Source organism: Perlucidibaca piscinae DSM 21586 (assembly GCF_000420045.1).
Classification (GTDB): Bacteria; Pseudomonadota; Gammaproteobacteria; order Pseudomonadales; family Moraxellaceae; genus Perlucidibaca; species Perlucidibaca piscinae.
In genome coordinates this window covers 1-13,267 of the sequence record NZ_ATUE01000013.1, presented here as the reverse complement: position 1 = coordinate 13,267, position 13,267 = coordinate 1, and the positions used below count along the sequence as shown (strand labels likewise).

Here is a 13,267-nt window from a genome sequence, read left to right as displayed (position 1 = left end):
AGTACTGCTCACGGGTATATCAGCAGCTGCATGAGCGTCATGGCATACGCTGTTCGATGACAGACGGCTATGACTGTTACCAAAATGCCCTGGCGGAGCGGGTCAACGGCATCTTGAAGTGCGAGCTGCTGTTGCAGCGTCCACATGACCTGCTGGAGGCAAGGAAAATGGTCATGGAGTCGGTGACCATCTACAACCAGGAGCGTCCGCATCTGGCGCTGAAATACAAAACGCCCGATGCAATGCACCGGGCGTTTTGAGAGAAACAGGTGTCAACCTATTTCAGGACTGGACACCGTTTGACGCAGCAGGAATCACTTCCAGCCAGTCAGCTCGGCAATCGCGGCACCCAGCATGGCCGGGTTGGCAACGGTCTTCACGCCAGCGGCCTGCAGGGCGGCGAACTTCTCGTCTGCCGTGCCCTTGCCACCAGAGATGATGGCACCGGCATGGCCCATGCGCTTGCCGGCCGGCGCGGTGACGCCAGCGATGTAGGACGCCACCGGCTTGGTGACATGGGCCTTGATGAACTCGGCAGCCTCTTCTTCCGCCGAACCGCCGATCTCGCCAACCATGATGATGGCTTCGGTCTGCGGGTCGTCCTGGAACAGGCGCAGGGCATCGATGAAGGTCATGCCCGGAATCGGGTCGCCGCCGATGCCGATGCAGGTCGACTGGCCGAAGCCGAGATCGGTGGTCTGCTTGACGGCTTCATAGGTAAGCGTGCCAGAACGCGACACGATGCCGACCTTGCCCGGCAGGTGGATGTGGCCCGGCATGATGCCGATCTTGCATTCGCCCGGGGTGATGATGCCCGGGCAGTTCGGCCCGATCAGGCGCACGCCGCCCTTGCGGACGATGTATTCCTTGACGTAGAGCATGTCGATGGCAGGCACGCCTTCGGTGATGCAGACCACCAGCTCGATGCCGGCATCGACGGCTTCGAGGATGGAATCCTTGGCGAACGAGGCCGGCACGTAGATCACCGAGGCGGTGGCGCCGGTCTGTTCGACGGCTTCACGCACGGTGTTGAACACCGGCAGACCGAGGTGGGTGGTGCCGCCCTTGCCCGGGGTCACGCCGCCGACCATCTGGGTGCCGTAGGCAATGGCCTGCTCCGAGTGCATGGTGCCTTGCGAGCCGGTGAAGCCCTGGCAGATCACCTTGGTGCTTTTGTTGATCAGGACACTCATGTTCAGGCTCCCACAGCTTTGACGACGAGCTCGCCCGCTTCGTTGAGCGAGGCGGCCGGAATGATGTTGAGACCGGACTCACGCAGCTTCTGCGCGCCCAGTTCGGCATTGTTGCCCTCGAGACGGACCACCACCGGCACCTTGACGCCGACTTCCTTGACCGCGCCGATGATGCCTTCGGCAATCATGTCGCAGCGCACGATGCCGCCGAAGATGTTGACCAGAACGGCCTTCACCGAGCTGTCGGAGAGAATGATCTTGAAGGCCTCGGTGACGCGTTCCTTGGTGGCACCGCCGCCGACGTCCAGGAAGTTCGCGGGCTGGCCGCCCTTGAGCTTGATCAGGTCCATGGTGGCCATGGCCAGACCGGCACCGTTGACCATGCAGCCGATGTTGCCTTCGAGGGCGACGTAGTTCAGTTCCCACTCGGCGGCGCGGCGCTCGCGCTCGTCTTCCTGGGTCGGGTCGTACATGGCCTTGAGCTTGGGGTGACGGTAGAGGGCGTTGGAGTCGATCACCATCTTGGCATCCAGGCAGTGCAGGTTGCCTTCGCTGGTGATGACCAGCGGGTTGATCTCCAGCAGGGCCAGGTCCAGGTCGGTGAACATCTTGCCCAGACCCAGATAGATCTTCACGAACTGCTTGACCTGCTCGGCATTGAGGCCGAGCTTGTAGGCCAGTTCACGGCCCTGGTAGGGCTGCGGGCCGACCAGCGGGTCGAGCGCGACGGTGAGGATCTTTTCCGGGGTTTCGTGGGCAACCTTCTCGATTTCCACGCCGCCTTCGGTGGAGGCCATGAACACCACGCGACGGGTGGCGCGATCGACCACGGCACCGAGGTAGAGCTCACGCGCGATGTCGGTGCAGGTCTCGACGAGAATCTTGGTCACCGGCTGACCGTTGGCATCCGTCTGGTAGGTGACCAGACGCGTGCCCAGCTTGTCACGGGCAAAGGCCTCGACTTCATCCAGGCTCTTCACCAGCTTGACGCCACCGGCCTTGCCGCGACCACCGGCGTGGACCTGGGCCTTGACCACCCAGACCGAACCACCGATGCGCTCGGCGGCCGCGCGGGCCTCTTCCGGCGTGGAGGCGGCGAAACCCTTGGACACGGGCAGACCATACTCGGCAAACAGCTGCTTGCCCTGATATTCGTGCAGATTCATTGTGTCATCACCACTCGTTTGAAAAAGGTTACTTGCGCTTGCGCTGGATGGCGTGAATGGCACGCCCGTCCACCGCCAGCGCGGCTTCGTGCACCACCTCCGACAGGGTCGGGTGGGCAAAGCACATGAGCTGCAGATCCTCGACGCTGGCGCCGAACTCCATGGCGATCAGGCCCTGGTGGATCATGTCGCCGGCACCCGGGCCGATCACGTGCATGCCGAGCAGACGGTCCGTCTTGCTGTCGGCAACGAACTTGACGAAGCCCGCGTTGTCGTCGGCGGCCAGTGCACGGCCGTTGACGGCGAACGCGAACTGGCCGGTCTTGACATCAAAGCCTTCGGCCTTGGCGCGTTCTTCGCTGAGACCCACCCAGGCCACTTCGGGATGGGTGTAGATCACTGAAATGACCAGGTCATAGTTGAAGCGGGCATGGTGGCCGGCAATCAGCTCGGCAGCCATCACGCCCTCTTCCATGGCCTTGTGCGCGAGCATGGGGCCTCGCACCAGGTCACCGATGGCATAGACGCCCGGCACCGAGGCACGGCACTGGCCATCGACATGGACAAAGCCGCGCTCGTCGAGGCTGACGCCGCTGTCGACGCTGAGCAGACCGGCAGTGACCGGACGACGGCCGACGGCAACGATGAGTCTGTCAAAGACTTCGCTGTGCTCGCCTGCGGCATCCTGATAGGTCACATGCACCTTGCCATCCACCACCTTGGCACCGGTGACACGGGCGCTGAGGCGGATGTCCAGGCCCTGCTTGGTCAGGGTCTTCTGGGTTTCCTTGGCAATGGCACGGTCGGCCGCCGCGAGGAAGACGTCGAGCGCTTCCAGCACCACCACCTCGGAGCCCAGGCGCGACCACACCGAGCCCAGTTCGAGGCCGATGACGCCGGCACCGATGACACCGAGACGGGCAGGCACGCTGGTGAACTCGAGGGCCCCGGTGGAATCGACGATCAGATCATCGACCAGCGGAGCCACCGGGATCTCGATGGGCTTGGAACCGGAGGCGAGAATCACCGAGCCGGCCTCGATCACCTCGATCTCACCCTCGTGCGGGGTGAACTCGACGCGCTTGCCGGCGAGCAGCTTGCCACTGCCCTGCAGCCAGGTGATGCCGTTGCCCTTGAGCAGACCGGCGATGCCGCCGGTCAGGGTGTCAACGACCTTGTCTTTGCGTGCCTGCATGGCGGCGATGTCGATGCTGACCTCGCCGAACTGGATGCCGTGCTTGGCGTAACCGGCCTTGAGGTCGTGGTACTTGTGCGAGGAATCCAGCAGCGCCTTGGACGGAATGCAGCCGACGTTGAGGCAGGTACCGCCCAGGGCCGGCTTGCCCTTGTGAATGCGACGCTCGATGCAGATCACCGAGAGTCCGAGCTGTGCGGCGCGGATGGCGGCCTCGTAGCCACCGGGTCCGCCGCCAATCACCACCACATCTGCTTTTTGTGTCATGCGTGCAGTTCTCTTCAGATTTCCAGCAACAGACGGGCCGGATCTTCAACCAGTTCCTTGATGGCGACCAGGAAGCTCACGGCTTCCTTGCCGTCGATCAGGCGGTGATCGTAGGACAGGGCCAGGTACATCATCGGCAGGATCACGACCTGGCCGTTCACGGCCATCGGGCGGTCCTGGATCTTGTGCATGCCGAGGATGGCGGTCTGTGGTGGATTGAGGATGGGAGTCGAGAGCAGGGAGCCGAAGACACCGCCATTGGAAATGGTGAAGGTGCCGCCGGTCATGTCCTCGATGCCAAGCTTGCCATCACGGGCCTTCTTGCCGAAGTCGAGCACGCCCTTTTCCATCTCGGCGATACTCATGTGTTCGACATTGCGCAGCACCGGCACCACCAGACCACGGTCGGACGACACGGCGACGCCGATGTCCTGGTAGCCGTGGTAGACGATGTCATTGCCGTCGATGGAGGCGTTCACGGCCGGGAAGCGCTTGAGGGCTTCGGTGGCGGCCTTGATGAAGAAGGACATGAAGCCGAGCTTGACGCCGTGCACCTTCTCGAAACGCTCCACGTACTGCTTGCGCAGCTCCATGACCGGCTTCATGTTGACCTCGTTGAAGGTGGTCAGCATGGCGGTGGACTGCTTGGCCTCGAGCAGACGCTCGGCGACCTTGGCACGCAGACGGGTCATGGGCACGCGCTTCTCGACGCGCTCGCCGACTGCCAGGGACAGCGGTGCGGGGGCGGCGGCAGCGGCCGGGGCAGCCGGCTTGCTGGCGACCACGGCTTGCACGTCAGCCTTGGTGACACGACCACCGGCACCGGTGCCAGCGACGGTGTCGAGCGCGACGCCAGCAGCATCGGCCGCCAGGCGTGCGGCCGGACCGGCGACAGCAGCGGCAACCGGCGCTGCAGCGGGAGCGGCAGCAGCCGGCGCGGCGGCGGCCGGGGCAGCAGCGGCACCGGCACCGGCGGTGAAGATGGCCAGCACTTCCTGCGACAGCACGGTGTCGCCTTCGTTCTTCAGCACTTGCGAGAGCACGCCATCGGCAGGCGCGACCACTTCCAGCACGACCTTGTCGGTTTCGATGTCGACCAGCAGCTCGTCGCGGGATACCGCTTCACCCGGCTTCTTGTGCCAGGTGGCCACGGTGCCGTCGGCGACCGACTCGGGGAACACGGGGGCTTTGATTTCCAGACTCATGATGCGTTTCCTTGGGCTAGGCCATTAAGCGGAGGGAATGCCGAGGGCATAGGCGACGAGGGCCGCCTGCTCTTTCGCGTGCAGATACACCGAGCCACAGGCCGGGGCCGCCGACGACGGACGACCGGCGTACTGGATGGTCAGGGCCGGCTTCCACTGGCGCATGACGCGTTCCAGGTTGTGACGGGTGTTGTACCAGGCGCCCTGGTTCATGGGCTCTTCCTGGCACCAGAACACCTCGCCGGCCTTGGCATACGGTGCCAGGGCCTCGAGCAGCTTGCGATCCGGGAAGGGATAGAGCTGCTCGACGCGGATGATGGCGGTATCGGTCATGCCCAGCTCGCGACGCTTCTCGAGCAGGTCGTAGTAGACCTTGCCGCCACAGATGATGACGCGACGCACCTCGGCCGGATCGAGCGCGTCGGTTTCCGGAATCACGGTGCGGAACTGGCCACTGACCAGCTCTTCCACCGGCGATACCGCCAGCTTGTGACGCAGCAGGCTCTTCGGCGACATGATGATCAGCGGCTTGCGCAGCGGACGCACGGCCTGACGCCGCAGCAGGTGGAAGATCTGCGACGGCGTCGACGGCGTGCAGACCTGGATGTTGTGTTCGGCACACAGCTGCAGGAAGCGTTCAAGACGCGCCGAGGAGTGCTCCGGACCCTGGCCTTCGAAGCCGTGCGGCAGCAGCATGGTGAGACCGCAGAGGCGCTCCCACTTGGTTTCACCGCTGGAGATGAACTGGTCGATCACCACCTGGGCACCGTTGGCGAAGTCGCCGAACTGGGCTTCCCAGATGATCAAGGCGCCCGGCGTGGTGGTGGCATAGCCGTACTCGAAGGCCAGCACCGCCTCTTCCGACAGCAGCGAGTCGTAGATCTCGAAGCGGCGCGGACTGGGCGCGATCTGCTGCAGCGGGCAGAAGGGCGAATTGTCCTTCTGGTTGTACATGATGGCATGGCGATGCGAGAACGTGCCGCGACCGACGTCCTGGCCGGTGATGCGGACCAGGGTGTCATCCTTGAGCAGGGTCGCGTAGGCCATGACCTCGGCAGCGCCCCAGTTCAGCTCGAGATTGCCGGACCACATGCGCTGGCGATCCTCGAGCACCTTCTGCACCTGACGCTGGACAACGAAACCTTCCGGAATCACGCCCAGACGCTTGCCGAGCTCGTTGATCACCGCCATCGGCACGCCGGTGTCCCACTCGTCCACCACCGGATGGTTGAGATAGGGCGTCCAGTCCACGAACAGCGACTTGTTGGGCTGGCGCACCAGCTTCTTGACCACGTGCTCGCCGGACTCGAGGGCCTGACGGTAGGCGTCGACCAGAGTGTCGGCCTCGCCAGCCTGGATCACGCCAGCCTTGAGCAGATGCTCCGCGTAGAGGGCACGGGTGGTCGGCAGCTTGTTGATGACCTGGTACATCAGCGGCTGGGTGGACGACGGCTCGTCGGCCTCGTTGTGGCCGCGGCGACGGTAGCAGTACATGTCGATGACGACGTCGCGCTTGAACTCCATGCGGTAGTCCAGCGCCATCTGGGTCACGAACAGCACCGCTTCCGGGTCGTCACCGTTGACGTGGAAGATCGGCGGCTGAACCATCTTGGCGACGCTGGTGCAGTATTCGGTGGAGCGTGCGTCGTCGATGCGGCTGGTGGTGAAACCGACCTGGTTGTTGATCACGATGTGCACGGTGCCGCCGGTGCGGTAGCCCCGGGTCTGCGACATCTGGAAGGTTTCCATGACCACGCCCTGGCCGGCGAAGGCGGCATCGCCGTGGATGCTGATCGGCAGCACCAGCTGACCGGTGGTGTCGCCGCGACGATCCTGACGGGCACGCACCGAGCCTTCGACCACCGGCGACACGATTTCAAGGTGGGACGGGTTGAAGGCCATGGCGAGGTGAACTTCGCCACCCGGGGTCTCGATGTTGGACGAGTAGCCCTGGTGATACTTGACGTCACCGGAGCCCTTGGTGGTCAGTGCCTTGCCCTCGAACTCCTCGAACAGGTCAGCCGGGTTCTTGCCGAGAATGTTGACCAGGGTGTTGAGTCGACCGCGGTGTGCCATGCCGATGACGACTTCCTTGGTGCCATAGCTGCCGGCACGCTGGATCATCTCGGACAGCATCGGAATCAGGGACTCGCCACCTTCGAGACCGAAACGCTTGGCACCGGCGTACTTTGTGCCCAGGTACTTTTCCAAGCCTTCGGCAGCAGTCAGCTCGGCGAGCAGGGTCTTGCGCGTTTCGGGGGCGTAGGCAGGGTTTCCGCGCATGCCTTCGAGTCGCTGCTGGATCCAGCGCTTCTGCGCGGTATCCACGATGTGCATGTATTCGATGCCGATGCTGCGGCAGTAGATCGCCTCCATGGCGTCGACCATTTCACGCAGCGTGCATTCTTCCTTGCCGATGGCCAGGTTGCCGGTATGGAAGACGGTATCGAGATCGGCCAGTGACAGGCCGTGGGTGGCGAGATCGAGGTCTGAGACACGCTGTCGCGGCATCAGGCGCAGCGGATCGAGCTGCGCGCACTGATGACCCCGGTTGCGGTAACCGGCGATCAGCTGCAGCACACCCACCTGCTTGCGCTCGTGGTCGGTGCTGACGCGGGAAACTTCCATCGGACGGGCACGGCTGCTGTTGCGGCCGAGAAGCAGGAACTGCTCACGCACACCCTGGTGCGGCGTGTCCTGGCTGATGCCGTTGACGCGCGGGAGTTTCTCGAAATAGCTGCGCCATTCTTCGGGCACAGACTGGGGTGTCACCAAGTATTCTTCGTAAAGCGCTTCGACATAGGCAGCATTCTCGGCAGAGAGCTGAGAAGTGCTCCACTGCCGCTGCATCTGGCCGTCTTGCATAGTTGTTATCCCAAACAGAGGTGTGGAAGGCGCTTTGAGCCCGACCATCCGGCTGCCACACACTCTCAGACATTACCGCAGCACCTTTATGAGGCACCGCGACCCACACCACGTCGCCTTTAGGCAAGATCTGGTGCATTCAACCGTCCGGCAGTGCCGAAACCGCGACTTGATAGCAAGAACCAAGCCAACACGAAACGACCCTGCTCAAGACCCGGCGCACCGGGCACCCGACCTTGCGGACTGGCCGATACTAGCGCGAATGCCGGAGGCTAGGAACCACTACCAAAGTGGCAGCCGGCGAAAAATGAAACTGTCCGATGACAGGCAATAAAAAACCCGGCGAAAGGGTATTTCGCCGGGTTTTGTGCTCCGCAGCAGGGCAACCGAAGGGCCGCCCTGCCCCTGCGTGCTGACTCAGGATGCCTGGGTCAGCAGCATGTTGCGGATATGGCCGATGGCCTTGGTCGGGTTCAAGCCCTTCGGGCAGACGCTGACGCAGTTCATGATGCCGCGGCACCGGAACAGCGAGAACGGGTCGTCCAGCTTGGCCAGACGCTCGGCAGTCGCCGTGTCACGGCTGTCCGCCAGGAAGCGCCAGGCTTGCAGCAGCGCCGACGGACCCAGGAACTTTTCCGGGTTCCACCAGAACGACGGGCAGCTCGTGGTGCAGCAGGCGCACAGGATGCACTCGTAGAGGCCGTCGAGCTTCTCGCGGTCTTCCGGGGACTGCAGACGCTCGATGGCCGGCGCCGGCGTGTCGTTGATGACGTAGGGCTGAACCTTCTCGTACTGGGTGTAGAACATGGTCATGTCGACGACCAGGTCGCGCACCACGGGCAGGCCCGGCAGCGGCTTGACGATCAGGTGGTTGCCACCCTTGGTCGCCTGCGACACCGGCACGATGCAGGCCAGGCCGTTCTTGCCGTTCATGTTGAGACCGTCGGAACCGCAGACGCCCTCACGGCAGGAACGGCGATAGGCCAGCGAATCATCCTGTTCCTTGACCAGGTTGAGCACGTCCAGAACCATCAGATCGCGACCCTGGGTGTCGATCTGGTAGTCCTTCATGTACGGTTCGCGGTCCGTTTCCGGGTTGTAGCGATAAATGCTGACTTTGAGCATGTCGGTCACCTTGAATCAGTAAGTACGGGCCTTGGGCTGGAAGGCCTTGACCTGCTTGGGCGCGAAGTTGACGGCGCGCTTGACCACCTTCTTCTGTTCCGGCAGGAACAGCGAGTGGGCAAGCCAGTTTTCGTCGTCACGATCCGGATAGTCTTCACGGCTGTGAGCACCACGCGATTCGGTACGAACCTGGGCAGCCAGCGCGGTGGCTTCGGCGGTCTCGAGCAGGTTGTCCAGCTCGAGGGCCTCGACACGGGCCGTGTTGAAGGCGCCGGACTTGTCAGCCAGATTGGCCTTGCCGATGCGCTCGCGCAGTTCCGCGACAGCCACCACGCCCTTGTCCATGTCTTCGCCGCGACGGAAGATGCCGAAGGCGCTTTGCATGGTCTTCTGCAGTTCCTTGCGCAGGGCCGGCACGGACTCGCCGCTGACCGAGCTGTCCCAGCGTGCCGTGCGTGCCTGGGCGCGCTCGACGTCGGATTCGGACGGCTGACGCTGCTCCATGCCCTGACGCAGAGCGTCTTCGATGTGCAGACCGGCGGCACGACCGAACACCACGAGGTCAAGCAGCGAGTTGCCGCCGAGGCGGTTGGCACCGTGCACCGACACGCAGGCGATTTCGCCAACGGCGTAGAGACCCGGAATGATGTGGTCGCGACCCTGGGCATCGACGCTGATGGCCTGGCCGTGAACGTTGGTCGGGATGCCGCCCATCATGTAGTGGCAGGTCGGGATGACCGGGATCGGTTCCTTGACCGGATCGACATGCGCGAAGGTCTGGGCCAGTTCGCAGATGCCCGGCAGACGGCTGTGCAGCACGTCCTTGCCGAGGTGATCGAGCTTCAGGTAGACGTACTCGCCATCCGGACCGGCACCACGGCCTTCGCGGATCTCGGTCGCCATGGAACGGGCCACCACGTCACGCGAGGCGAGGTCCTTGGCGTTCGGGGCATAACGCTCCATGAAGCGCTCGCCATCCTTGTTGAGCAGGTAGCCACCCTCACCGCGGCAGCCTTCGGTGACGAGCACGCCGGCACCGGCGATGCCGGTCGGGTGGAACTGCCACATTTCCATGTCCTGCAGCGGAATGCCGGCACGTGCCGCCATGCCGACGCCGTCACCGGTGTTGATGTGGGCGTTGGTGGTCGACGAGTAGATGCGACCGGCGCCGCCGGTGGCGAACACGGTGGCCTTGGACTTGAAGAACACGGTTTCGCCGGTGGCGATATCCATGGCGATGACGCCGCAGACGGCGCCGTCCTGGTTGCGCACCAGGTCCAGGGCCAGCCACTCGATGTAGAACTTGGTGTTGTTCTTCAGGTTCTGCTGATACAGGGTGTGCAGCAGGGCGTGACCGGTACGGTCAGCCGCGGCACAGGTACGGGCAGCCTGACCGCCCTCGCCGTAGTTCTTCGACTGGCCACCGAACGGACGCTGGTAGATGCGGCCTTCCTCGGTACGCGAGAACGGCAGGCCCATGTGCTCGAGCTCGAACACGACCTGCGGACCGACCGAGCACATGTACTCGATGGAGTCCTGGTCACCAATGAAGTCGGCACCCTTGACGGTGTCGTACATGTGCCAGCGCCAGTCGTCATTGGGATCGGCCGACGCGATGGCGCAGGTGATGCCGCCCTGGGCGGAGACGGTGTGCGAACGGGTCGGGAACACCTTGGAGATCAAGGCCGTCTTGAAGCCGGACTGGGCCAGTTGCAGCGAGGCGCGCATGCCGGCGCCGCCACCACCCACGATGACGGCATCAAAATTGACGGTACGCATTTTCGACATGATTTAGTTGCCCCAAATGATCTGAATGCCCCAGACAATGACCACGAACAGGGCAATGCCCATCGCGACCTGTGCCAGCAGACGCAGCACGTCTGCCTTCGGACCCATCTGACGCGAGGTCAGGTAATCCGTGAAAACCGTCCACATGCCGATCCATGCGTGACCGACAAAGGACAGCAGAGCCAGCAAGGTGAAGATGCGCATCGCATCATTGGTCATGAAACCGTGCCAGGTCTCGTAGCTCATGCCCGGGTTGCAGACGATGAAGCCGAACAGCACCACCGTGTACACGGCGAGAATGACAGCACTGACACGCTGGACCAGCCAATCGGACAAACCCGAACGCGAGAAACTGGTTGCACTCTTCATCACAGCACCACCCACACAAAGATCGCCGCAATGGCGAAGGCTGCAGTCACGAGCATGGCCTTGGCAAAGGCACGCCCACCTTCAAGGGTTTCCCCGACGCCCCAGTCCATGACCAGGTGCTTGATGCCGGCCAGGAAGTGATAGGCAAGACCGGCAAGGGCCACGAAAAGAACCAGCTTGGCGACCGTGCCGGAGAGCAGGGTCTGCACCTCGGCAAAGCTTTCCGGCGAGGCCAGGGAGCAGTTCAGCAGGGCCAGCAGGCCGGGAACCACGAAGAACAGCAAGATGCCCGAAAGGCGATGCAGGATGGAGGCGACGGCGACCGGCGACTTGAGATTGACCTCAATGACGGTTGCCAACGAAAGGTTGACGGGTCTGTTGGTTTTCACAGAAGTGCATCCTGTTGGTCTGGCCCGAAGGGCTTGGCAAGAGGGAAACCCTGTCAAGCCCCTGATTTCAAAGGATAAATCCAGTAAATTCAGGCGCCTGCAAGATCGACGCGAAAGTATAATCCCGCACAAACCGTAATACAAACGGGCTACCTGCGGTTTTCATGCTTTCCGTCCGACCATTGTCTTCGACTTCAGTATGAGTGGCAGCCAGGCGGGAGTCGCCTTGATTGACAATTCTGCCTCGTGATTTAAGCTAGCCGCGCTTTCCGCAGTGCGCCTCCATGCCGTGCTGCCTGCCCCCTTCCAGGAGACCGTAGATGACGGCAAAGACCGCGACGCTGACCATTGGCGATGAAACCCTGTCCCTGCCGGTGACCTCCGGCACCCTCGGCCCGGACGTGATCGACGTCAAGGATGTGCTGGCCAAGGGCTACTTCACCTATGACCCGGGCTTCATGGCCACCTCGGCCTGCGAATCCAAGATCACCTTCATCGACGGCGACAAGGGCATTCTGCTGCACCGCGGCTACCCGATCGACCAGCTCGCCGAACAGGCCGAATACCTGGAAGTCTGCTACCTGCTGCTCAACGGCGAACTGCCGAATGCCGCACAGAAGGCTGAATTCACCAAGCTCGTCACCGACCACACCATGGTCAACGACCAGATCCGCAAGTTCTTCGAAGGCTTCCGTCGTGACGCCCACCCGATGGCCGTGATGTGCGGCGTGGTCGGCGCCCTGTCCGCCTTCTATCACGATGGCCTCGACGTCAACGATCCGAAGCACCGCGAAATCACTGCCATCCGTCTGATCGCCAAGATCCCGACGATTGCCGCGATGAGCTACAAGTACACCGCCGGCCAGCCCTTCGTGTACCCGCGCAACGACCTGGGCTATGCCGAGAACTTCCTGCACATGATGTTCTCGGTGCCGGCTGACGTGAACTTCAAGGTCAATCCGGTGCTGGCCAAGGCCATGGACCGCATCTTCACCCTGCATGCCGACCACGAGCAGAACGCCTCGACCTCGACCGTGCGTCTGGCCGGCTCCACCGGTGCCAACCCGTACGCCTGCATCGCCGCAGGCATCGCCGCGCTCTGGGGCCCGGCCCACGGTGGCGCCAACGAAGCCGTGCTGCAGATGCTCGACGAGATCGGCAGCATCGAGAACGTGAAGCCGTTCATGGAGAAGGTGAAGACCAAGGAAGTCAAGCTGATGGGCTTCGGTCACCGCGTCTACAAGAACTTCGACCCGCGCGCCAAGGTCATGAAGCAGACCTGCGACGAAGTCCTCGCCGCCCTCGGCATCAACGATCCGCAACTGGCCCTGGCCATGGAGCTGGAAAAGATCGCCCTCAGCGACCCGTACTTCATCGAGCGCAAGCTGTACCCGAACGTCGACTTCTACTCTGGCATCATCCTGAAGGCCATCGGCATTCCGACCTCCATGTTCACCGTGATCTTCGCCCTCGCCCGCACCGTCGGCTGGATCTCGCACTGGCTGGAAATGCACAGCGGCCCGTACAAGATCGGCCGTCCGCGCCAGCTCTACACGGGTTACACCCGTCGTGACTTCGTGTCGGTGGACAAGCGCTGATCGCTGTCGCCTGTGTCCAGTCCTGAAATAGGTTGACACCTGTTTCTCTCAAAACGCCCGGTGCATTGCATCGGGCGTTTTGTATTTCAGCGCCAGATGCGGACGCT

Annotated in this window: 11 protein-coding genes; 2 read left to right on the top strand and 9 right to left on the bottom strand. The window is 62.9% G+C overall.

Annotated features, from left to right (window positions below):
* Positions 1–260, top strand: a 260-nt coding sequence (locus F595_RS0111950) for an integrase core domain-containing protein (protein WP_022954820.1), incomplete at its 5' end; no start/stop codon positions are given.
* Positions 261–314: 54 nt separating this feature from the next.
* On the opposite strand, the gene sucD is transcribed toward F595_RS0111950, so the two are convergent.
* The 9 genes from sucD to sdhC all read right to left on the bottom strand — a co-directional run bounded on the left by sucD (position 315) and on the right by sdhC (position 11,562).
* On the bottom strand, positions 315–1,193 hold the full coding sequence (gene sucD, locus F595_RS0111945; protein ID WP_022957109.1) for a succinate--CoA ligase subunit alpha: 879 nt from the start codon (positions 1,191–1,193) through the stop codon (positions 315–317).
* A gap of 2 nt (positions 1,194–1,195) precedes the next feature.
* Entirely contained in the window at positions 1,196–2,359 is a 1,164-nt protein-coding gene (gene sucC, locus F595_RS0111940; RefSeq protein WP_022957108.1) for an ADP-forming succinate--CoA ligase subunit beta, read from the bottom strand.
* A 28-nt stretch (positions 2,360–2,387) separates the two neighbouring features.
* Positions 2,388–3,821, bottom strand: coding sequence for a dihydrolipoyl dehydrogenase (gene lpdA, locus F595_RS0111935; protein WP_022957107.1), 1,434 nt, complete (start codon positions 3,819–3,821; stop codon positions 2,388–2,390).
* Positions 3,822–3,835: 14 nt separating this feature from the next.
* Positions 3,836–5,026 carry a 2-oxoglutarate dehydrogenase complex dihydrolipoyllysine-residue succinyltransferase gene (odhB, locus tag F595_RS0111930; RefSeq protein ID WP_022957106.1) on the bottom strand — a complete coding sequence of 397 codons (1,191 nt, stop codon included), beginning with the start codon at positions 5,024–5,026 and terminating at the stop codon, positions 3,836–3,838.
* A gap of 24 nt (positions 5,027–5,050) precedes the next feature.
* Positions 5,051–7,891, bottom strand: coding sequence for a 2-oxoglutarate dehydrogenase E1 component (locus F595_RS0111925; protein ID WP_022957105.1), 2,841 nt, complete (start codon positions 7,889–7,891; stop codon positions 5,051–5,053).
* A 417-nt stretch (positions 7,892–8,308) separates the two neighbouring features.
* On the bottom strand, positions 8,309–9,016 hold the full coding sequence (locus F595_RS0111920; RefSeq protein WP_026913568.1) for a succinate dehydrogenase iron-sulfur subunit: 708 nt from the start codon (positions 9,014–9,016) through the stop codon (positions 8,309–8,311).
* A 15-nt stretch (positions 9,017–9,031) separates the two neighbouring features.
* Positions 9,032–10,804, bottom strand: a complete 1,773-nt coding sequence (gene sdhA / locus F595_RS0111915; RefSeq protein WP_026913567.1) for a succinate dehydrogenase flavoprotein subunit — start codon at positions 10,802–10,804, stop codon at positions 9,032–9,034.
* 3 nt (positions 10,805–10,807) lie between these two features.
* Positions 10,808–11,176 (bottom strand): succinate dehydrogenase, hydrophobic membrane anchor protein, encoded by a 369-nt coding sequence (gene sdhD, locus F595_RS0111910; RefSeq protein ID WP_156873885.1) that lies wholly within the window; start codon positions 11,174–11,176, stop codon positions 10,808–10,810.
* A complete protein-coding gene (gene sdhC, locus F595_RS0111905; RefSeq protein ID WP_026913565.1) occupies positions 11,173–11,562 on the bottom strand; it encodes a succinate dehydrogenase, cytochrome b556 subunit in 390 nt (129 codons plus the stop codon). Before sdhC ends, sdhD begins: the two co-directional genes overlap by 4 nt.
* 320 nt (positions 11,563–11,882) lie before the next feature.
* Here sdhC and gltA point away from each other — a divergent pair, with 320 nt between their 5' ends.
* Positions 11,883–13,160, top strand: a complete 1,278-nt coding sequence (gene gltA, locus F595_RS0111900) for a citrate synthase (protein ID WP_022957100.1) — start codon at positions 11,883–11,885, stop codon at positions 13,158–13,160.
* The last annotated feature ends 107 nt before the right edge of the window (positions 13,161–13,267 follow it).